The sequence below is a fragment of the uncultured Microbacterium sp. genome (assembly GCF_963524805.1).
Classification (GTDB): Bacteria; Actinomycetota; Actinomycetes; order Actinomycetales; family Microbacteriaceae; genus Microbacterium.
In genome coordinates this window covers 518,949-539,351 of sequence record NZ_CAURGG010000002.1, presented here as the reverse complement: position 1 = coordinate 539,351, position 20,403 = coordinate 518,949, and the positions used below count along the sequence as shown (strand labels likewise).

The window sequence follows — 20,403 nt, the reverse complement described above, 5'->3', positions numbered from 1 at the left end:
CGTGTAGGTTCTCGTCTTAAGCCGCATCCCTGCGGCCGCCCGACACGAGGACGTGCCCATGACGCTGCCGCCGCTGCGCGACGACTCACTCATCTCCACCCCGGACGGCGCCGCCGTGCGCGTCTCCCTGCCGTGGATCCGGTCTCTGCCGCTGACCTCGCTGGAGCGCCCTGCCGTCACGATCGACGGAGTCGTCGCTGACGAGGTCACGGTGCTTCTCGGCGATCGGCACGTGCTCGCCGCGGATCTCAGCGAGGACGACGGCTGGTGGTTCCAGCAGGATCGCGTGACTCTGGCCGTCCCGGGCGCGCTGAGCCTCGGCATCCACGAGGTCGTCGTCGATTTCGGGCTGCGCATTCCGTACCTGCAGGTCGGCCCGGACGGTCCGCTGTCGCTGCCGTTCCGCGCCGAGCAGGCGCTGGTGCTCGATGCGCCGCACGTGCCGGCTGCGGTGGCGCGGCTCGTCGCGCCGGTCGCGGCCGAGGATGCCCTGCCGGACGGATGGGTGCTCAGCGCGAGCGCGTTCAACTGGACGCCGGAGATGATCGCGGCCGACCGGGATGCCGACGACATCGCCCTCGGCATCGTCGAGGACGGCGTCGCGGTCGAGATCGAGGCGGAGCCCGGGCAGCTGTGGCGCTCCTTCCCCGGGCGGAGCGAGGCGGATGCCGCCGCCTTCGGCGCCCGCCTGACTGAGGCCGGCGGCCGGGTGAGCATCCTGGGCGCGAGCATCGACGACTGGTCGCCGGCGGGTACGCGCCGCACCGAGGACGAGCGCTTCGCGTTCCTGCTGCCGCAGATCCAGATCGCCCAGCAGCTCGGCGCTCGTGGCCTGCGCCTGCCGATCGGCCAGGCGGGGCCGGCTCTGCTCGAGCGCGTGCTGCCCGTGCTGCAGGAGACCGGTCTGACGCTGTTCGAGGAGATCCAGGGATCGCAGACACCCGGCTCGCCCCAGGCCGGCGCCGCGATCGATCGCATCGTCGCGATCGATGACCCGCACGTGCAGCTGCTCGTGGACATCTCGATGTTCATGCCCGCCGTTCCGGAGAGCTACCTGGCTCGCCTCGGGGCCGGTGGCGTGCCGACCGAGCTCATCGACACGCTGCGTCAGGAGTGGCGAGACCCCGCCACCGTGGGGGCGATCGTGGGCCTGCTGCGGTCCGGCGGGGTGCCGGCATCCGTCCACACGCTCTACATGGACATGCTGGTGCGCTTCGGCCGATCCGAGGCAGCGGTGATCGCCGAGGTGCTTCCCTGGGTGGGCGCCTTCCACCTGAAGTTCTGGGACCTCGACGACGCCGACGATCGGGTGAGCGGCCCGATTCGCGACCTCGGAGCGCTCCTGGGGGGGACGGGCTTCGAGGGCACCTTCTGCAGCGAATGGGGCGGGCACGAGTGGCTCGACGACGACCCGACGACCATCACCACTGACCACCTCGCGCTGGCCCGCCGCGCGCTGAAGGAAGAGAACGCATGGCAGTACTGAACGTCCTGATCCTGTCGGGACACATGACGATCGAGCACGACAACGAGCACCGCAGCTTCCGGCTGCACAACCAGTGGCTGACGACGCTGCTCGAAGACACCGGGCGCTTCAGGGTGCGCGTGATCGAGGACCCGCGGGGCCTCGGCGCCGAGATCATCGACAAGTACGACGTCGTGATCGTGGTGTTCGAGGGCCGGGACGGCTTCTTCGAGAACGCTGTCGGGTTCGGGGCCGAGACGGATGCCGCGCTTCTGCGCTTCGTGCACGACCACGGCAAGGGCATCGTGTGGTTCCACGGATCGGCGGCGCAGGAGGATCGCTGGGGATATCCGGAGGAGTACAACGTCATGCGCGGCGCGAAGCTGAGCGCGTACGAGACCGGCCTGCGCCCCCGGCCCTGGGGCGAGGCGCTGCTGAAGACCGTCGCGCCGCGGCATCCCATCACCGAGGGGATCAACGCCACCTGGACCGTCACCGGCGACGACATCCTCACCGGCGTGGACATGTACGAGGGCGCGCAGGTGCTGCTGACGACCTTCGACGATCTCGAGGCGTACGAGAACGCGCCGATGTGGCCGATGTCGCACTACCCGGTCGTGATCCCCGAGGGCGGCATCGCCGCGCTCAACGGGATGAACACCGACCAGCCGATCGCGTGGATCAACGAGTACGGCGCGGGCCGGTCGTTCACGATCACGATCGGGCACGACATCGATACGTTCCGGCGCATCGAGTTCATCCGGATGTTCCCGCGCGGCGTGGAGTGGGCGGCGACGGGTTCGGTGTCGCTGGAGGGTCCCGATCGTCGCGGCGAGCGCCGCTTCCTCCCCTGGCCGTACTACAACCACGAGGGCTGAGTCCGGCCGTGCGCTGAGTGCGCGAGATCACCCCCTGCTCGCGAGATCACCCCGTGCTCGCCCGGCTGCCGGGTGAGGTCGCGAGCACAGGGTGATCTCGCGCGGAATGAGCTCAGGCGAGAGGCGCCGCCCGGTCAGGTGCGGGCGTCGAGCCACCAGCGCCGCAGACCAGCGCGCGGGTCCGCGGCGACCTCGAGATCGGCATCCACGATCATCGTCGCCCGACGCTCGGACCCGTACGCGGGCCAGCGGATGCCGGGCTCACCGGTCGCCGCGAACGCCGACCAGGCCGCGCTCATCTCCTCGCTGAGCTCCCCGGGCGGATGCTCGCCGACCAGCGGCGTGTGCTCGGGGTGGTCGAGCAACCGGAACACGAACGGGATGTCCAGGGTGTGGCAGGCGCCGAGTCCCGGCACGACCGGGCTCGGCCACGTGAACAGGTACGAGTAGGTGCGGGCGGATGCCGACGCCCGCGCCTCGAGCAGGCGGTTGCTCGGCTGGCGGTACTGCACGTCCGAGAGGAACGCCTCCACGGCCTCCGCCGACGTGGGTTCGCGGCCGATCTCGTCGGCCAGTTCCGCGCGGTAGCTCACCGGCGCGTCCGGCAGCGCGGGAACGTTCTGCCGAGCCAGCGTCTCGAGCGCCTCGCCGAACCGCTCGTCGGTGCGGTCCGCCTCGTCGCCCATCGTCGTGAAGAAGCTGCCCTCGTTCAGGTTCGTGCCGACGAGGAGATCGACCCCGCCGCCCTCGCCGTTGCGCACGGCATCCAGCGGCAGCATCGGGATGCTGCGGCCGTCGATGACGGGCTGGAACGGCAGCGGCACGCCCACCGTGTCCCGCGCGATCACGTCGGTGAACGACCGCTGCGCGTCCAGCACGCGGTCGGCGGGCCAGTCGAGCAGGTGCCGGGCGGTGTGCGCGGTCAGTCCGCTCGCGTGCAGGAAGCGCGCCGACATCTCGGCCGCCTGGTCCTGCGTGCGAGCGCGTTCGGCGGTGCCGCTCTGCATGATCGCCCGGCGGAACAGGCCGCGGGCGCGCGGCATCCCGAGCAGCGTGGCGACGGCCGCAGCACCGGCCGACTCGCCGAACACCGTGACCGCCGCCGGATCGCCGCCGAAGGCCGAGACGTGCTCGCGCACCCACTCGAGCCCGACGACGAGGTCGAGGATGCCGAGATTCGCGGCATCCTCGAATCCCTCGCCGAGCTCGGCGAAGGCCGGCAGGAAGCCGAACACGCCGAGCCGGTAGCTCAGCGCGACCACCACGACGCGACCGAACGATGCCAAGCGGGCGCCGTCCGTGCGCGGCGACGAGTTCGAGCCGCCGACGTAACCGCCGCCGTGCACCCACACCATCACGGGCAGGTCGCGTGCGCCTTCCGGAGCCCAGACGTTCGCTGTCAGGCAGCCGGCTTCGGACCACGGGTCGGCCGGCATGCCGAGCATGGCGCGGAAAATGTCGGGGTCCTGGGGAACGATCGGACCGGGCGCCGTCGCATCGCGCACCGCTCGCTGTCGGCGAGCGGGCGGCGCCGGGCGAAAGCGGCCCGACGGGCCTGGAGCCTCGGCATAGGGGATGCCCAGGAACGTGCTGACCGAGCCGTGCGGCGTCTCCCGGCGCGTTCCCGCGACCGGGCCCAGCGGCGTGTCAACGATCATGGTCGCAGGCTACCGGGGCCCCTACTCGTCGAGTGACCGCGGTCCCGCGGAGCGGATGTCCTCGGATGGGCTGGTGCGTGTCCGGCAATCGGTCGCTTGCGCGCCCGCACCGCGCGTTCTGCCGGACATGCGCGGGCACTCGGCGTATCGCAACCGCCCGGGTGGCGCAACCGCCTCGGTCGGATCGCCGCGCGCAGGCAGGCTGAACGGCGGAAAGGATTCCCATGATGAGCACCCCCGAAGACACCGGCTCCATCGTCGAGACCGACGAGACCGGCATCCAGCCCCTGCGCGACGGCGACACGTCGATGACCGCCGATCCCGCGGACGATCCGGCCCAGGCAGAGTGGGACCGCACGACGCTGCTCGATGAGGGCGTGGCGCCGGAGGACCTGAATGCGACGACCGCGACCGGCGCGGACCCCGACGAGATCGAATCCGACGACGACGAGATCCCGTTCGCGGATCAGCCGGATGCCGACCTCCAGCCGGAATCGCAGGGGGAGGACCCTCTGCTGGTCGAGCTCGGCGAGGACGGCGAGGGCGACCTCTCCCCCGAGGACCTTTAGCGGCGCCGAATCAGCGCGGCTGCAGCCCCGCCGCCCGATACACCGCGTCGACCACGGTCATCGTTCCCACGCCGAGGCGGGCGTCCAGCGGACTCGGCGACCCCTCGCGCAGCGCCATCACGACGTGCTCGAGCTGCCGCGCGTAGCTGTTCTCGCCCTCGACGGCCTTCTCCTCGATCAGCACGCGCTCGCCCGCGGTGACGCGCAGCTCCGCTCCCCACTGCGGGACGATCACGCTCGTGGCCTCGAGCTCCGCGGTCGACCCGGCGACGCGCAGCGACATGCTTCCCGTGTCGTCGCCGATGAACGACGAACGGATATGAACCGGGATGCCGCCCGCGAGCTGCAGGTCGGCATCCATCTGCACGTCCACACGCGGATCATCGGCGTACCGCTCCGCCACCGCCGAGACCACGGTCGGTTCGCCCCACGCCGCGCGCACCAGGTCGACGGCATAGCACCCGACGTCCATGAACGACCCGCCGCCCAGGTCGGCGTCGAGCCGGATGTTGCCGGGCTTCACGACGAAGTGCGGGATGCTGTAGTCGAACTCCACGCGTTCGATGTCGCCCAGAACCCCCGACCCCAGCACCTCGAGCAGCCGCTGGATGAAGCCGTGCAGCCGGTAGTGGAACCCCACGAAGGCACGCCGGCCGGCGGCATCCGCAGCGTCTGCGATCTCGGCCGCGGTCGTGCCGTTCGCGGACAGCGGCTTCTCGCACAGAACGTGCTTGCCCGCCTGCAGCGCGCGCACCGCCCAGTGCGCCTGCACGGTCGAGGGCAGCGGGAGGTACACGAGGTCGACGTCGGGGTGGTTCAGCACGAGCTCGTAGTCGCCGGAATCGGGCACGCCGAGGCGCTCCGCAGCCTCGCGGGCCCGCTCGGGGTCGCGGGCGCCGATCGCGACCACCCGCACGCCGTCCAGCTCGCGCGACGGCTCGACGATCGCGCGCTCGGTGATGCCGGCGGCCCCGAGGATGCCGATGCCCAGCGGCGTCACGGCTACTTGCTCGAGAAGGCTGCGTCGAACGCGGCGGCGGGCGGAGTGATCTCGGCGAGCTTGCGCACGAAGGCGAGAGCCTCGGGCGCGCCGATGAGGCGGTCCATCCCGGCGTCCTCCCATTCCACGCTCGTCGGCCCTTCGTAGCCGATCGCGTTGAGCGCGCGGAACAGCGGCTCCCAGCGGACGGCTCCGTGACCGGTCGAGACGAAGGTCCACCCCCGGCGCGGGTCGGCCCACGGCCGGTGCGACCCGAGCACGCCGTTGCGCCCGTCGAGGTTCGTGATCGACTCCTTCACGTGCACGTGGAAGATGTGCTCGGCGAAATCCAGCACGAACGCCACGTAGTCCAGCTGCTGCCAGACGAAGTGCGACGGATCGAAGTTGAACCCGAAGCTCTTGCGGTGGCCGATGGCCTCGAGCGCGTCCCGAGCCGTCCAGTAGTCGTAGGCGATCTCAGACGGGTGCACCTCGAGCGCGAAGCGCACACCGACCTCTTCGAACACGTCGAGGATCGGATTGAACCGGTCGGCGAAGTCCTGGTAGCCGCGGGCGATGTACTCGTCCGAAGCGGGCGGGAACATGGCGACGGCCTTCCAGATCGAGGACCCGGAGAAGCCGTTCACCGTCGTCACGCCGAGCTTCGCGGCGAATCGGGCGGTGTCCTTCAGATCCTCGGCGGCGCGCTGCCGCACGCCTTCGGGCTCGCCGTCACCCCACACCCGATCGGACAGGATGTCGCGGTGCCGCTCGTCGATCGGGTCGTCGCACACGGCCTGGCCGGTGAGGTGGTTGGAGATCGCATAGACCTTCAGCCCGTTGCGCTCGAGGATGTCGAGCCGCGACTGCACGTACGACTCGTCATCCCACCGCGAGACGTCGAGGTGATCGCCCCAGCACGCGATCTCGAGGCCGTCGTAGCCCCACTCCCCGGCGAGGCGCGCGACCTCTTCGAACGGCAGGTCGGCCCACTGGCCGGTGAACAGGGTGATCGGACGCGCCATCGCGGTCTCCTTCGGGTTCAGTAGTCAGACGGATGCCGGAACGTCCGCGGCGATGCGGACCCAGGCGGATTCGTTCTCGCTCGAGCGCTCCACGGCGTCGAGCACCCGCTGCACGGAAAGGCCTTCCGCGAACGAGGGGTGCGGGTCGGTGCCCTCCGCGATCGCGGTCACCAGATCGACGACCTGGTGACTGAACCCGTGCTCGTAGCCGAGCATGTGACCGGCGGGCCACCAGGCGGCGACGTACGGATGCTGCGCTTCGGTGACCAGGATCTTGGTGAAGCCTTGGCGGTCCTCGGGAGCGGTGCGGTCGTAGAACTGCAGGCTGTTGAGGTCTTCCAGGTCGAACGCCAAGGCGCCCCTGTCCCCGGAGACCTCGATCGTCAGGGCATTCTTGCGCCCGGTGGCGAACCGCGTGGCCTCGAACGACACGAGCGCGCCGCCCGACAGGCGCCCCGTGAACAGCGCGACGTCGTCGACGGTGACCTCGCCGTAGCCCTCCGCGGCCGTGCCCGACAGACCGGAGCCCGAGCCGAGCAGCGGCCGCTCCTTCACGATCGTCTCGATCGTGCCGGCGACCGCATCGACGGTCTGACCGGTGACGAACTGGGTCATGTCGATGATGTGCGCGCCGATGTCACCGAGCGCACCCGAACCGGCGTGCTCCTTCTGCAGGCGCCACGCCAGGGGCATCTCAGGGTCGACGAGCCAGTCCTGCCGGTACGCGGCGCGCACCTGCTGGACGTTTCCGACGACACCCTCGGCGATCAGATCCCGCAGGAACGTCACCGCGGGGACGCGACGGTAGGTGAAGCCCACCATCGACCGGATGCCGCGCTCGGCGGCCCGGGCGGCGGCATCCGCCATCGCTTCGGCCTCGGCGACGGTGTTCGCGAGCGGCTTCTCGACGAGGACGTGCTTGCCCGCCTCGAGGGCGGCGATCGCGATCTCGGCGTGCGAGTCGCCGGGAGTGACGATGTCGACGATGTCGATGTCGTCGCGGGCGATCACCTCGCGCCAGTCGGTCGCCGATTCGGCCCAGCCCCACTTCTCCCCGGCGGCGGCGACCGCATCGGCGTTGCGGCCGACGATCACCGCCATCTCGACTGCACCGGGCAGGTCGAACATGCGCGGCGCCTGACGCCACCCGACCGAGTGCGTGGCGCCCATGAAGCCGTAGCCGATCATCGCGACGCGAAGCGGCCGCTCGCTCATGCCAGCACGACCTCGCGCTCGACCGGGACGCGGTTGGTGACGTAGCGGCCGGGGCCGCCGTCGGTGCCCGGCATGATCTGCATGTACAGCAGGCGCATCGTCAGAACGACCTCGACGGTCAGCTTCTCGCCCACCTCGGGCGCGTGATCGAGAGGGATCACGACCTCGGGCTTGTCGGCGACGAACCACAGCGTCTCGGACTGCTCGGGCAGCTCCTCAATGCGATAGCTGGTGCCGTTCAGCTCGAAGCGCAGGTCGTCTTTGGGTACGGCGACGCCGTTGACGGATGCCGCGACGTCATCGACCGCCGACAACCACAGGCTGCGGTACCAGGGCAGCTGCACCGCGACGGCGATCGCGTCGTCGCGACGAGTGACGTCTTTGTCGGAAAAGAGGGAATTGTGGGTGGCCATGGTGGGCTCCTCGTTCGGGCAGTGAGATCAGTGGAAGGTGTCGGTGAATGTGTCGTGCGGCACCGGGGGAACCGGCTCGAGCTTCTGCACGGTCGACGGGCTGTAGGGGTGGTTCTTGTCGGGCACCGGCTGGTCGGCCGGCGGCATGAAGACCGGCTTGCCGTCGTCGCCGAAGTACATGAGATCGAGGTCGAACGCGCCCTGGTTCTTCAGCCCGAAGCTGATCCAGTTCTCCTCGAACGGCGCGCGCGCCAGCTCGTAGCAGCGGAACTTCCAGATCTTCCACTCGCCGTCCTGCTTGAGGAAGTCGATCGCGTACTTGCACCAGACCCAGTGCGCCCAGACCTTCTTGCCCAGCACTTCGCCCGGGGAGTACATGTCGGGGAACTCCTTGGCGACCTCGGGGTCGGTGAGGCCCGATTCGGTGCCGGCCATGAGCCACACGCCCTTAGCCGTCTTGCCGTCCTCGGCGACTTCGATGACCGGCGTGGTCGTCGCGTGCAGGATGAGCTTGCCCTCGGGGGACGGCCGACCCTGGTGGTAGCGGATGACGCTGTCGTACTCGGTGTACTCGCCGGCGTTGGTGTACCGGGCGCGGATGCCCTCGGTGCCCCGCTTCACCCAGAGCGGGATGATCTGCTCGTCCTGGAACGCGTTGTGCAGCCACATGTAGCGGTTGAAGACGTTCTCCACCGCGCCGCGATCCTGCGCCCGCTGCGCGAGGCCGCGAACCGCCGCCACCTCGTCACGCAGCTTCGCCAGTTCAGCCTGGAGCTCTGCGACCTCAGACACGGGCACCCTCCGCGACAGTGTCCTCGATCGCCTTGCGCATGAGCGTGTGCTGCTTCTTCACGAGGTCGATCGGGTCGGATTCGCCGAGATCGGAGAACGCGTGGCCCTCCCACTCGCTGGAGAGGTAGCCCTCGTAGCCGCCCACGACGAACTGCTTCACGATGCGCGGGATGTCCATCGCCGGCTCCTCGCCGTCGGCCCCGATGTCGTAGAACTTGGCGTGCACGTGGAAGATCCGCGGCATGATGTCCAGCCACTCCTCCGGCGGGACCAGTCCGTGCATGTTGAAGGCGAGGCGCGTGAACGGCCCGAAGGTGAGGGGGTCGACGCCCTCACCGGCCAGGTAGTCCTCGAACTTCTGGTTGCGCACGTACATCGGGGTCGGCTCGTGCCAGATCTCGTCCATCACGGGGAAGTGCTTCTCGTCCATGCCCATCTGACCGAGCGTGAGCAGCAGTGTCGGCGAGAGGGAGTGCATCGTCGAGCTGAAGTCGGCGGTGAAGCCCAGGCGCTCGGACTGCAGCTCGTCGTACATCTCGCGCATCTGCAGCACCGCCGGGTCGTTCGGCCCGGACGGCGCGTGGATCTCGTAGCCGAGGTACTGGTCGTACTTCTCAGCCAGGGGCAGGAGGCTGCGCAGCAGCTCCTTGCCGTGCGAGCGGATCACGACCTTCTTGAACCCGAGCGTGTGCGCGGTCTTCAGCTGACGTGCGAGGAAGTCGTGCTCCTCGTCCGGCGTCATGTCGCGGTCCTTGCGGCGCCCCATGTCGAGGTTCGTGCCCACGGCGCTCGCCTCCAGGCCGTACTTCTCGAGCGAGTCGAACCACAGCTTCACGAACGCATCGTCGACGTCGGGGTAGGTGCGCAGCAGCTGGGCGATGTTGAATTCGACGCCCGGGCCGATGCCCTCTTCGGCGACGGCGGCGATCAGCGTTTCGGGCGTGTACAGGCCCGCGGCGAACTCGCTCGTCATCGAATAGAGAGTGGTTCCCAGCTTGATGCCGGTGCCGGCGATTCCGTCGCTCATGCTCCTGCTCCTTGTGTCGTGGGCAGCCAGGCGCCGAGCTGTGCCCGTGCCTCTGCCAGATCGGTGATCATGCGCGAGCCGGCGTCGGCGGCGGCGGAGCGCTGCACGGCCTGCTCGGCGCGGATGATGTCGAACGGGGACTCCCAGTTGTTCCAGTGCCAGCCTTCGTACTCGCTGGAGATCGCGCCGTTGTAGCCGTTCTCGACCAGCAGCTTCACGAGGTCGCGCACCGGCACCGAGGGCTCTTCGCCGTTCTCGTCGATGCCGAAGAACTTGCCGTGCACGTGCTTGATCCACGGCGCGATCGCCAGCCAGTCGTCCACCCGCGCCGGGCCGAACAGCCCGGTGCCGTTGATGCCGAAGTCGATTCCCAGGTCGGGGCGCCCGTTGCGGGCCGCGAGCCCGATGAACGACCCGAAGCGCTGACCGTGCTCGGTCTGATCCGCGGGCGGCCCCTGCTCGTAGTACGTGTTCCACAGGTCGACGACCTGCCCGAGCAGCTCTTCGGACGCACCGCGCCGGCGGTACGCCTCGATGAGCGACGGGGCGAAGCCCGAGACCGTCGCGCCCCAGTCCATCGTGAAGCCGAGGAACGGAGAGCCGACCTTCTCGAACCGGTCGCGCAGCTTGAGGATCCGCGGGTGCGAGGCGTACTGGTCGGCGTGCACCTCGAGGGCGAGGGTCACACCGTGCGCCTCGGCGATCGGGGCGAGGGCCTCCATCGAGTCGGGCTCGATCGAGATCTGCACGCGGGCGATCGGGAAGCCGAGTGTGGCCGCCGCCTTGATCTGCCGCGTCATGTAGGCGATGAGCTCGTCCTGGTTGAGGAGGCGATCGCGGTGGATGCCGATGTCGGCGTTCACGGCGAGCGAGGTGGTGACCAGCCCCACCTCGTCGACGAGGTCGCGGAACCAGCCCGCGTACGCGTCGTCGATCTCGGGGAACCCGCGGAAGCTCGAGAAGCCGATGATCTCCAGACCAGGACCGAAGCCCTCGGCGGCGGTCTTGCGGATCAGACCCTCGAGGTCGTACTCGCGCCCGTGGAAAGCACGGGTGAAGCTGTAGAGCGTGACGCCCTGGATGGGCGAGCCGACCTCAGTCATGCTGCAACCGCCTTCATGGTCTTGGTGTCGTTCTCTTCGATGTGCAGGGTCTCGGTGTCCGAGACGATGATGTAGGGGATGTACAGGACGAGGTCCACTCGCACGTCGTGCTCGGCATCCGGATCCACGGCGAGATCCCCGGAGAGCACGGCCGAATCGGTGGGGAACCACCACTCGTCGGTGTTCGTGCGCAACTCGTCGAACGAGAACTCGCGCCCGTTCATCTGCCAGCGCAGGGTGTCCGCGGGCGCCTCCGCGCCGTCGACGGTCAGCTTCGCGCCGGCGATGCACGAGCCGGGCAGCGCGCGGTACCAGGGCAGCCGGACCTCGACCGCGGTGCGCGATCCGTCGGTCGTGAGCGTTCCCTGCTCGATGATGCGGTCGGGGATCACGAGTGCCTCCTGGTTGCGGGCGGACGCAGTCCGCCAGACGTCGTTGTCATGACTTGTTCATTCCTGTCGGTTGGGGACATCATTCGGGGCTCGATGCGAGGTCGGCGGCGATCCGGCGTGCACCGGCGACCGCGAGGGCGACCGAGGTGAGCGTCGGATTGCATGCCGTGGCGGTGGGGATGACGCCGTTCCCGCCCAGGAACAGGCCGGGGGCGCCCCAGACCTCGCTGTCGGGTGAGACCACGCTCGTGCCGTCGTCCTGCACGCCCATCCGGGTGCTGCCCTGATAGTGCAGCGACGCGCCGAGCGGCATCATGAACGGGCGATCATCCAGCGGCTCGCCGATCGCCTTACCCAGCCGCACGATCTCGGTCTTGGCGCGATCGATCACTGCGTGGTCGCGGTCGGTCAGCGTGTAGTGCACGGTCATCGCGGGCAGGCCGTAGCCGTCCACCGCGTCCTCGGAAAACTCCACGCGGTCCGACGCCTGCAGGTCCTTCGCGCAGAACAGACCCAGTCCCACGATCGAGCCGGGCGCGGCGGGGTCGTCCTCGGCGAGCTTCACCGGGGATGCGTCCAGTTGCATCACCTGACCGTGGAAGGGCAGGTCGTCGGTGAAAGGCACCCACGTGACGCCGCTGTACTCGCTCAGCCCGGCGGGGCCGGCACCTTCCTCCTCGGGAGCGGGGACGAAGTCGCGGATGCGCACGGCGAAGACGATCTGGGCCTGGTCGTTGAGGTAGCGTCCGAGCGCTTCGGGACGGATGCCGGAGGCCCACAGCAGCTGCGGGGTGCGCAGGGCGTCGGCGGCGACGACGACGAAACGCGCTCTCACCTCGTGGCTCTCCCCTGTACGCAGGTCGGTGACCGAGACACCGGCCGCACGGCCTTCGGAGCGCAGGACTCGGGTGACGAGGGATTCGTCGAAGAGACGGAAGTTGGGGTTCTCGCGGGTCGCATCGCCCATGACGACGTCCGAACCCGACCACACCAGACGCCCGTCGTCGCGGCGGTGCACGGCGAGCGGCATCCGCTGGACGCGTTCGTGGGGTTCCCGTCCGTCGTCCTCGACGGCGGCGAGGCGCTCGCGGACGAGAGAGGCGTGCGGCGAGGAATCGAAAGCGGTGCTGGTCACTCCGAGCAGCCGGTCGCCTTCGTCCAGCAGCTCGTCGAAGACGCCGCGCTCATCCAGGAAGCCGATGCGCTCGCCGTCGTTCGGCCGCGGGCAGGCGCCCGTCCAGTGGGCGGCCATTCCGCCGACGTTGCTCGAGAACGCCGCGACGGGCAGGCCGTCCTCACCCTCGACCTGATAGCCCTGCTCGAGCAGGAAGGTTCCGGGCCGAGCGCGGCGCTGGGCCGTCTTGACGATTCCGCCCACGCGCTCGCCGCCCTCGCTGGCGAACGGACCCTCCGACCGCGCCTGGGCCTTCGCCCGCTCGTCAGGGTCGCTGATGTTCTTCACGTGCGCGCCGGGAGGGTCGGAGACCGTAGGTCCGACCTCGAACATCGCGATCGTGGCGCCGGGCGCCCGCTCGCTGAGGATGCGGGCGTAGGCGGCTCCGGTCGGGCCGCTGCCGACGATCGCGACGTCGACGTCTGCGGGATAGCGCCCGGTCACGCGTTCGCCGCGACGTCGCGGATGTAGCGGACGGATTCGGTGGTCGCGGTCTGCGGGTAGTACTCCAGGCCGATCGGGCCGTCGTAGCCGGACGCCCGCAGCGTGGCGAGGGTCGCCGGCCAGTCGAGCGTGCCGGTACCCGGCTCCCCGCGGCCCGGCGCATCGGCCAGCTGCACGTACTTGATGATGTCGCCGGCGTTGGTGAGCTCGGCCTCGATGTCTTCGCCCTCGACTGCGGAGTGGTAGATGTCGTACAGCACGCCGAAGAACGGCGAGTCGACGCCGCGTGCGACGTAGACGCCCTCGGCGGTGCGGTCCAGAAGCGAGCCCGGGTGGTCCACGCGCACGTTGACCGGCTCGAGCACGAGCGTGATGCCCGACCCGTCGATCTGGGCGATCGCCTTCTGATAGATCTCGACGAGCTTGTCCAGCTGCACCTGCCGCTTCCAGCCGCCGAAGCCCGTGCCGCTGCCGACGACGAGCCGCGGGCAGCCGAGCTGCTGAGCGATCTCGACGCCCTCGTCGAGCTTGCGGAAGAACTCCGAGTGATCCCACGGCGGGATCATGAACTGCGTGCGCGGCTCGGACAGCTGAGCGGTCAGCTGCGTGCCGGTCTCCTCGAGCGCCGCCTTGAGCGCAGGAAGATCCTTCGGGGTGGCGGGAGCATCGGCGCCCGTCGGTCCCCACATCTCGACCGCCGTGAACCCGTCGGCCGCGGCTGCACGCACACGGTCGTGATAGTCGCCGGCTTCGGTGTAGAGCAGTTCGATGTTGGGTGAGAGCTGATACATCGCTGGGGCTTCCTTCGCATGGGTCGTCGTCGTCGTCGAAGACTTCTCACTAAGTATGACGTGCTTATGTCGTTTATGCACATAAGCGGTTGTGATGCGGAGTATCAGTGCCACCGACTCAGCGCGCGCGTGGACGAACACCGACTCATCGCCGGGACGGATGATCCTCGGGGCTGACATAGATCGAGTCGATAGGATGAGCCTCGATTCGATGCCGGAAGGATCACATCGCCGTGACCGACTACCCGCTGCTGTCCCGCCTGGATCTGAACCTCCTCGTCGCCCTCGACGCCTTGCTCACCGAGCGGTCGGTGACGCGCGCCGCCGAGCAGCTGCACCTGAGCCAGCCCGCGCTCAGCGCGTCCCTCGCGCGCCTGCGGACGCACTTCAACGACCCGATCCTGGCCCGCCGGGGCAACGCCTACGAACTGACACCGTTGGCGCTGCGGCTCTCGGAGCACACCACGATCGCGCTGGATGCCGCGCGCCGGGTGTTCGAGAGCCAGGCGACGTGGACGCCCCGCGAGTCGACGCGCGAGTTCTCCATCTACGGCTCGGACTACGGCTTCGCCACGATCGGCGCCGCCGTCTCGCGTCTGGCGAAGAGGTCGGCACCGAGCGTGCGCTTCCGGTTCCTGCTGCACAACACCCCGATCGTCGACGACGCGGCCAACAGCCTGCGGTCGGTGGACGCGATGGTGATCCCGCACGGCCACATCAGCGACCTCCCCTACGAAGACTTGTGGCGGGACCGCTGGGTCGTCGTCGCCGACGAATCCAACGCGCTCGTCGAGAACGGCCTCACGATGCGGATGCTGGGCGAGTCGCCCTGGGTGTTCACCTACCGCTCGCGCTCGGCGTTCACCTCGGCGAGCCGGCAGCTGCAGATGCTGGGGCTGGAGCCGACGGTGGATGTCGTCGTGGAGAGCTTCCTCGCGCTCGGGCACTTCATCATCGGAACCCACCGACTCGGTCTGGTGCAGGCCGCCCTCGCGCCGGAAGTCGCCCGCCTGGGAGGCCTGCGCATCCTCGAGGCGCCCTTCGACGCGACGCCGACAGCGAATGCGCTGTGGTGGCACCCGGTGCACGATCGCGATCCCGAGCACGCGTGGATGCGCGCCCTGTTCCTCGAAGCCTCCCGCGAGGTGCAGTCCACCGTCGCCTCGGGACACCGCTACATCGAGCCCGTCGTGGAGCACGATGTCGCGGTCGGCCTGTGACGCTCAGCCCTTGAGGCCACCGGCGAAGCCCTGGATGAACTGCTTCTGCGCGAACATGTAGAACGCGAGGATCGGGACCATCGAGATGATCACGACCGCGAAGATCTTGTTCCAGGCTGACAGCAGGCCGCCGACGTAGGTGTACATCGCGACCGGCAGTGTCTGCGTGGTGGAACCGCCGAGGAAGATCAGCGAGTTGAAGAAGTCGTTCCAGACGATCAGACCGGCCAGGATCGCGACGGTTCCGGTCGCCGGCGCCATGAGCGGGAGGACGACGCGGAAGAACGCCTGCGTGGGGGTCGCCCCGTCGATGACGGCGGCCTCTTCGTACTCGGTCGACAGGCCGCGGAAGAAGCTCGCGTAGAGGAACACCGACAGCGGCAGCAGGATGCCGATCCACAGCAGGATCATTCCGATGGCGTTGCCGGTGAGGCCGACACTGCGCGCTCCGATGTACAGCGGAACCGTTCCCAGCTGCGCGGGAAGGATGATGGCGATCAGCACGAGATAGAACGTGATCGTGGTCCAGCGCCGGGTTCGCCGTGCGATCACGTAGGCGGCGATCGAGCCGAGGAGCACGAGCCCGAAGATCGCGCCGGCCGTGATGATGACGCTGTTCAGAATGCTCATCGGGATGCTGTTTCGACCCGTGGTGGTCAGGACCTCCACGAAGTTGCTGAAGTCGAGGGACGACGGGGGTGCGACCGCACTGGTCGTCAGCGCTTCCTGGTCGGTCTTCAGCGACGTGACGATGAGGATGTAGAACGGCAGGAGCCCCAGAAGCGTGACGATCCAGATGAGGACCTCTCGGACCGCGGTCGCCTTCGTGTAGCGGAACATGGGTCAGGCCCTTCTGGCGTCGCGGTCGCGGGTGACGTACTGCTGGAGGATGGCGAATGCCAGGATGACGACGGTCAGCACCAGCGCGAGCGCCGATCCGAAGCCGAACTGTCCGAGCGTGAACGCCTGCTTGTAGATCTCGGTCGCGAGCGTCTCGGTGGCGCCGGCGGGTCCCCCGCCGGTCAGCGCCAGGATCTGGTCGAAGATGCGCAGCCCCTGGATGATGCCCAGGGTGGTGGCGATGGCGATGGAGGGCCGGATGGCCGGGACAGTCACGTTCCAGAAACGGCCCCAGATGCCCGCGCCGTCCAGCGCCGCGGCCTCCTCGACCTCGACCGGAACGGAGGCGAGGCCCGCCAGGTAGATGACCATGGTGAATCCGGTCTGCTGCCAGACGACGGTGAGCAGGATCGCCCAGATCGACCAGGTGGGGTCGGCCAGCCAGACCTTCTGCAGGTCCTCGAGACCCAGCGCACCAAGCAGGCCGTTGAGGGGTCCGTTGAACTGGAAGATGAACTTCCACACGTATGCCACAGCGAGGGGGCTGAGCACGACCGGCATGAACAGCAGGGTGCGCAGGATGTAGCGGGTCTTCAGTGTCCGGTTGATCGCGAGAGCGAAAAGCAGGCCGATGACGTTCGTGAGGATGACCGAGCCGAATGCGAGGAAGAGGGTATTCCAGACGGCGCCCAGCAGCTGGGGGTCCTTGAAGATGCGCACGAAGTTGTCCAGGCCGATGAACTCCCAGTCGCCCAGACCTGTCCAGTTCGTGAAGGCGAAGAAGCCACCGGTCAGCGTTGCGGCATAGTGGACGCCGATCACGAGCACCACGGCGGGCAGTGCCCACCACCAGTGGCCGTAGCTGATCAGCGGCTTCTTCTTGCTCGGGGGCGCCGGCGTCCGTCGGGCGCGAGGGGGCACGGTGAGGGTGCGAGTACTGTTCTCGTCGATCGTCACTGTTATCTGCTCTCTGACCTCGTCGTCAGGCGCTCAGCCATGCGAGCGCCACAGATCCCACTATCACATGCTTGCGTCGAAATCACACATTAGTCCTAGCGATATCCGCTATAAGTCGCGGCGCTGACAGGATGCCAAGGTGAGCAGCAGCAACGATGCAGACGGCATCCGTCCGGACGAACTGTGGCGTGGCTTCGTCGATCCACCGGATGCGGCTCGTCCCCGCGCGTGGTGGCACTGGATGGACGGCAACGTCGATCCGGACGGGATCCGGCGAGACCTCGCGTGGATGCACGAGGCGGGCATCCGCGGGGTTCAGCTCTTCGACGGCGGCATGGGTGTGCCGCTCGTCGTGCCTGAGGCCGTGCGGCCCGGATCAGCCGGGTGGGCGGCGGCGATCGACACCGCCGTGCAGACAGCCGGCGAGCTCGGTCTGGAACTGGCGGTGGCCACGTCGTCGGGCTGGAGCGCCGCCGGCGGGCCGTGGGTCACGCCCGAGGACGCCATGAAGAAGGTCGTCTGGTCCGAGACCGTGATCGACGGCCGCGACGCGGTCGCGGTCGAGCTGGCTCCCCTGCCGGCGGTCGCCGGCCTCTATCAGGACAGCACGCGCGAAGGCGGCTCGGATGCTCCCGATTTCGCCACCGACTGGGTCGTGCTGGCTCTGCCGCATCGCGCCGAGGGCGAGCCCCTGCGGCCGCGGGAGATCACGGCATCCGTCCCCCTTGCGGCGTGGGACTGCCTTGTCGATGGGTCGTTCCGCGAGTCGGTCGCCCTTCCGCGCGACCCCGACGCCTGGTCGCAGGCCTGGATCGAGCAGCGGTTCGAACAGCCGGTCACGGTGAGTTCCGTCGTCATCGGGCTTCCCGAGCCCCGCGGTTTCGGCGCAGCGCCGGCCGCCGACGCCGTGCTGCAGGTCAGCGACGACGGCGTCGAGTACCGCGATGTCGCCCGGGTCGGCCCGACCACCGTGCCGGCCCGCACCGCCGCCTTCTCGCCCGTGACCGGCCGGCGCTTCCGGCTGGTGCTCTCCGGCGGCAGCGCCGCCGAGGCTCTGCCGCCCACCTCCCCCGGCGTGCGGCTGCCGCCCGTCCTGCGGCGGGCGCATGAGTTCCGCATCTCGGAGTTCGCGCTGCGCGCAGACGCGCGCGTGCACCACGCGGAGGTGAAGGCGGGGTTCGGCGCGGCGCCCGACTACTACGCGATCGACGGTGACCAGGATGCGGGCGCTGTCGCTCCCCGAGATGTCGTCGACGTGACCGGGCAGATGGTCGAGGGCGTGTTGCGCTGGGACGCTCCGCCCGGACAGTGGCTGATCCTGCGCATCGGCGGTTCGCTCACAGGACAGACCAACGGCCCCGCGCCGCGGGACTCGACGGGGCTCGAAGTGGACAAGCTCGACGCCGGCCGCGTCTCCGCCTACCTCGCGACCCATCTCACCCGCTTCGGCGGAACGGATGCCGTTCCCTCGCGCTTCTCGGCGCTCTTGAGCGACAGCATCGAGGCCGGCCCGCAGAACTGGACGAACGGCATCCGCGAGCAGTTCCGGAGCAGGCGGGGGTACGACCCGCTGCCTTGGCTGGCCACGCTGACGGGCAGGCTGGTCGGCGAGGCCGCGGAGTCGGACCGCTTCCTCTTCGACTACCGGCGCACGCTGGCCGAGCTGCTCGCCGACGAGTACTACGGCACGCTCGGGGCCGAGGCGCGCCGCCGGGGGATGACGTACTACGCCGAGGCGCTGGAAGATGCGCGGCCGTCGCTCGGCGACGACCTCGCGATGCGAGCCGCGACCGATGTGCCGATGGGGGCGATGTGGACGTTCTCGCCCGAGGACGGTCCGCGGCCGACGTACGTCGCCGACCTGAAGGGTGCGGCGTCGGTCGCACACGTGCACGGCAAGAGCTGGGTGGGAAGCGAAGCGTTCACCTCCTTCGACAGTCCGTGGTCGTGGACGCCGCGCACGCTCAAGCACGTCGCCGACCTGCAGCTCTCGCTCGGTGTGACCCGGTTCTGCATCCACACGTCGCCGCACCAGCCCCTGGCTGCGCCGCCTCCCGGCATCGCCCTCGCTCCGTTCCTCGGGCAGTCCTTCACCGCGAATGAGACCTGGGCAGGGATGGCACGGCCGTGGATCGACTACCTGGCTCGCTGCAGCGCGGTCCTCAGTGCCGGACGTCCCGCGGTGGAGATCGCCGTGTTCGTCGGCGAAGAAGCCCCCGTGACCGGGCTGTTCGCCGACGAGCTCGATGACGCGGTGCCCGCTGGATTCGACTTCGACTACATCGGCCCCGACGCACTGACGAACATCCTTCGCGTCGAGGCGGGATCCGTCGTGTCCGAGGGCGCGAGCTACCGCGTGCTGCACCTCGCCGGATCATCGCGGCGCATGACGCTCGCGGCCCTCGCGTCGGTCGAGCGGCTCGTGGATGCGGGCGCCACGGTGGTCGGCATCCGGCCCGAGTCCTCGCCGTCGCTCGCCGATGACCCTGCCGAGTTCGCCGCCACCTGCGACAGGCTCTGGGGAACCGGCCGGGTGATCGAGAAGCAGCTGGCGGTGGCCATCGAGGACCTGGGGCTTCGCCCGGGCCTGGTGATCGAGGGCGGCGAGGTGCGGCGAATCTCGCGGATCGTCGACGGCGAAATCGTCACCTTCGTGGCGAATCCGACCAGCGAGGAGCAGCGTCTGCTGCTCACTCCGAGCAAGCCCGGGCCGTTGCAGTCCTGGGATCCGGTGCGGCTGAGACGGCGGCCCGTGCGGGAGGCTGCGGCATCCAGGTTCGAACTCGTGCTCGCGCCCTTCGCGTCCGCCTTCGTCCTGTCCGGCGAGGCGCCACCCGTTCCGGCGACGACCGCGCACTTTCCGCTTTCCGGTGACTGGCGGCTTCGCGTGCCGGGCAGCGGAGACGTCACGACCTCGCCGGATCCGACGCTGTGGACGGATGCCGGCGCTTTCGGGCGCGGATTCTCGGGCACAGCGGTCTACCACCACGACTTCACCCTCCCCGAGGACGACCTCCTGCACGCCCCGGCGGCGACGCTGGAGCTGGGAGCCGTGCGCGACATCGCCCGCGTGCTGCTCAACGGCATCGACTGCGGCATCGTCTGGACAGCGCCGTTCGAGGTGGACGTCTCGGCTGCCCTGCGCGCCGGGACGAATCACCTCGAGGTGCACGTCGCCACTCCCTGGCGCAATCGCCTCATCGCGGAAGCGGCCCACCCCTCCGGGGAGATCTTCGCACCGATGACCGAGGTGTTCGAGGCGTCCGCCGACCCTTTGCCCGCCGGGCTCCAGGGATCGTGCGCGCTGCGACTCGGCGGGTGAGACCGTTTCGCCGCAGATCAGTCACCCTATTGGCGCACATAAGCGACTGTTATGTCGGAATGATGCAAATGGTGTCACAGTGGTTCTGCGGCCCCCGAGCCGCGAGTCAGCTGCACCGCTGACGACAATGACGTCACGA

Annotated in this window: 18 protein-coding genes; 5 read left to right on the top strand and 13 right to left on the bottom strand. The window is 69.1% G+C overall.

Annotated features, from left to right (window positions below):
- Positions 1 to 58: 58 nt before the first annotated feature.
- Both RWQ91_RS07060 and RWQ91_RS07055 read left to right on the top strand, forming a co-directional pair.
- A complete protein-coding gene (locus RWQ91_RS07060; protein WP_314504067.1) occupies positions 59 to 1,486 on the top strand; it encodes a hypothetical protein in 1,428 nt (475 codons plus the stop codon).
- Positions 1,474 to 2,343 carry a ThuA domain-containing protein gene (locus tag RWQ91_RS07055; RefSeq protein WP_314504064.1) on the top strand — a complete coding sequence of 290 codons (870 nt, stop codon included), beginning with the start codon at positions 1,474 to 1,476 and terminating at the stop codon, positions 2,341 to 2,343. The genes RWQ91_RS07060 and RWQ91_RS07055 overlap by 13 nt, the downstream gene beginning before the upstream one ends.
- A gap of 134 nt (positions 2,344 to 2,477) precedes the next feature.
- Here RWQ91_RS07055 and RWQ91_RS07050 read toward each other — a convergent pair whose 3' ends face one another.
- Entirely contained in the window at positions 2,478 to 4,001 is a 1,524-nt protein-coding gene (locus tag RWQ91_RS07050; RefSeq protein WP_314504061.1) for a carboxylesterase family protein, read from the bottom strand.
- 227 nt (positions 4,002 to 4,228) lie between these two features.
- Between RWQ91_RS07050 and RWQ91_RS07045 the strand changes: the two genes are divergently transcribed.
- Complete coding sequence (locus RWQ91_RS07045; protein WP_314504059.1) at positions 4,229 to 4,570, top strand: sugar ABC transporter ATPase; 342 nt, start codon at positions 4,229 to 4,231, stop codon at positions 4,568 to 4,570.
- A gap of 10 nt (positions 4,571 to 4,580) precedes the next feature.
- On the opposite strand, the gene RWQ91_RS07040 is transcribed toward RWQ91_RS07045, so the two are convergent.
- From RWQ91_RS07040 to RWQ91_RS06995, 10 genes are all read right to left on the bottom strand, one after another.
- The gene (locus RWQ91_RS07040; protein WP_314504058.1) at positions 4,581 to 5,570 is read right to left on the bottom strand and encodes a Gfo/Idh/MocA family oxidoreductase; all 990 of its coding nucleotides are present in this window, start codon (positions 5,568 to 5,570) and stop codon (positions 4,581 to 4,583) included.
- Positions 5,571 to 5,572: 2 nt separating this feature from the next.
- Positions 5,573 to 6,574: a sugar phosphate isomerase/epimerase family protein gene (locus tag RWQ91_RS07035; RefSeq protein WP_314504056.1), complete on the bottom strand. Its 1,002-nt coding sequence runs from the start codon at positions 6,572 to 6,574 to the stop codon at positions 5,573 to 5,575.
- A 24-nt stretch (positions 6,575 to 6,598) separates the two neighbouring features.
- Entirely contained in the window at positions 6,599 to 7,762 is a 1,164-nt protein-coding gene (locus RWQ91_RS07030; RefSeq protein ID WP_314504361.1) for a Gfo/Idh/MocA family oxidoreductase, read from the bottom strand.
- 23 nt (positions 7,763 to 7,785) lie between these two features.
- Positions 7,786 to 8,202 carry a DUF6379 domain-containing protein gene (locus RWQ91_RS07025; protein ID WP_314504053.1) on the bottom strand — a complete coding sequence of 139 codons (417 nt, stop codon included), beginning with the start codon at positions 8,200 to 8,202 and terminating at the stop codon, positions 7,786 to 7,788.
- Between the two features lie 27 nt (positions 8,203 to 8,229).
- The gene (locus RWQ91_RS07020; protein ID WP_314504051.1) at positions 8,230 to 8,994 is read right to left on the bottom strand and encodes a nuclear transport factor 2 family protein; all 765 of its coding nucleotides are present in this window, start codon (positions 8,992 to 8,994) and stop codon (positions 8,230 to 8,232) included.
- Positions 8,987 to 10,021 (bottom strand): sugar phosphate isomerase, encoded by a 1,035-nt coding sequence (locus RWQ91_RS07015; protein WP_314504049.1) that lies wholly within the window; start codon positions 10,019 to 10,021, stop codon positions 8,987 to 8,989. The genes RWQ91_RS07020 and RWQ91_RS07015 overlap by 8 nt, the downstream gene beginning before the upstream one ends.
- The gene (locus RWQ91_RS07010) at positions 10,018 to 11,124 is read right to left on the bottom strand and encodes a TIM barrel protein (RefSeq protein WP_314504048.1); all 1,107 of its coding nucleotides are present in this window, start codon (positions 11,122 to 11,124) and stop codon (positions 10,018 to 10,020) included. The genes RWQ91_RS07015 and RWQ91_RS07010 overlap by 4 nt, the downstream gene beginning before the upstream one ends.
- Positions 11,121 to 11,516, bottom strand: a complete 396-nt coding sequence (locus RWQ91_RS07005; RefSeq protein WP_314504045.1) for a DUF6379 domain-containing protein — start codon at positions 11,514 to 11,516, stop codon at positions 11,121 to 11,123. The genes RWQ91_RS07010 and RWQ91_RS07005 overlap by 4 nt, the downstream gene beginning before the upstream one ends.
- Before the next feature lie 79 nt (positions 11,517 to 11,595).
- A complete protein-coding gene (locus tag RWQ91_RS07000) occupies positions 11,596 to 13,134 on the bottom strand; it encodes a GMC oxidoreductase (protein WP_314504042.1) in 1,539 nt (512 codons plus the stop codon).
- The gene (locus RWQ91_RS06995) at positions 13,131 to 13,925 is read right to left on the bottom strand and encodes a TIM barrel protein (RefSeq protein ID WP_314504039.1); all 795 of its coding nucleotides are present in this window, start codon (positions 13,923 to 13,925) and stop codon (positions 13,131 to 13,133) included. The genes RWQ91_RS07000 and RWQ91_RS06995 overlap by 4 nt, the downstream gene beginning before the upstream one ends.
- A gap of 233 nt (positions 13,926 to 14,158) precedes the next feature.
- On the opposite strand from RWQ91_RS06995, the gene RWQ91_RS06990 reads away from it, so the two are divergent.
- Entirely contained in the window at positions 14,159 to 15,145 is a 987-nt protein-coding gene (locus RWQ91_RS06990) for a LysR family transcriptional regulator (RefSeq protein ID WP_314504037.1), read from the top strand.
- A 3-nt stretch (positions 15,146 to 15,148) separates the two neighbouring features.
- Here RWQ91_RS06990 and RWQ91_RS06985 read toward each other — a convergent pair whose 3' ends face one another.
- Both RWQ91_RS06985 and RWQ91_RS06980 read right to left on the bottom strand, forming a co-directional pair.
- Positions 15,149 to 15,985, bottom strand: a complete 837-nt coding sequence (locus RWQ91_RS06985; protein ID WP_314504035.1) for a carbohydrate ABC transporter permease — start codon at positions 15,983 to 15,985, stop codon at positions 15,149 to 15,151.
- Positions 15,986 to 15,988: 3 nt separating this feature from the next.
- Positions 15,989 to 16,942, bottom strand: coding sequence for a sugar ABC transporter permease (locus RWQ91_RS06980; RefSeq protein WP_314504032.1), 954 nt, complete (start codon positions 16,940 to 16,942; stop codon positions 15,989 to 15,991).
- A gap of 139 nt (positions 16,943 to 17,081) precedes the next feature.
- On the opposite strand from RWQ91_RS06980, the gene RWQ91_RS06975 reads away from it, so the two are divergent.
- Positions 17,082 to 20,264, top strand: coding sequence for a glycosyl hydrolase (locus RWQ91_RS06975; protein WP_314504029.1), 3,183 nt, complete (start codon positions 17,082 to 17,084; stop codon positions 20,262 to 20,264).
- The last annotated feature ends 139 nt before the right edge of the window (positions 20,265 to 20,403 follow it).

Coding starts and splice junctions, on each gene's coding strand:
- RWQ91_RS07060 (WP_314504067.1), top strand. CDS start 59: ATGACGCTGCCGCCGCTGCGCGACGACTCACTCATCTCCACCCCGGAC.
- RWQ91_RS07055 (WP_314504064.1), top strand. CDS start 1,474: ATGGCAGTACTGAACGTCCTGATCCTGTCGGGACACATGACGATCGAG.
- RWQ91_RS07050 (WP_314504061.1), bottom strand. CDS start 4,001: ATGATCGTTGACACGCCGCTGGGCCCGGTCGCGGGAACGCGCCGGGAG.
- RWQ91_RS07045 (WP_314504059.1), top strand. CDS start 4,229: ATGAGCACCCCCGAAGACACCGGCTCCATCGTCGAGACCGACGAGACC.
- RWQ91_RS07035 (WP_314504056.1), bottom strand. CDS start 6,574: ATGGCGCGTCCGATCACCCTGTTCACCGGCCAGTGGGCCGACCTGCCG.
- RWQ91_RS07030 (WP_314504361.1), bottom strand. CDS start 7,762: ATGATCGGCTACGGCTTCATGGGCGCCACGCACTCGGTCGGGTGGCGT.
- RWQ91_RS07025 (WP_314504053.1), bottom strand. CDS start 8,202: ATGGCCACCCACAATTCCCTCTTTTCCGACAAAGACGTCACTCGTCGC.
- RWQ91_RS07015 (WP_314504049.1), bottom strand. CDS start 10,021: ATGAGCGACGGAATCGCCGGCACCGGCATCAAGCTGGGAACCACTCTC.
- RWQ91_RS07010 (WP_314504048.1), bottom strand. CDS start 11,124: ATGACTGAGGTCGGCTCGCCCATCCAGGGCGTCACGCTCTACAGCTTC.
- RWQ91_RS06995 (WP_314504039.1), bottom strand. CDS start 13,925: ATGTATCAGCTCTCACCCAACATCGAACTGCTCTACACCGAAGCCGGC.
- RWQ91_RS06985 (WP_314504035.1), bottom strand. CDS start 15,985: ATGTTCCGCTACACGAAGGCGACCGCGGTCCGAGAGGTCCTCATCTGG.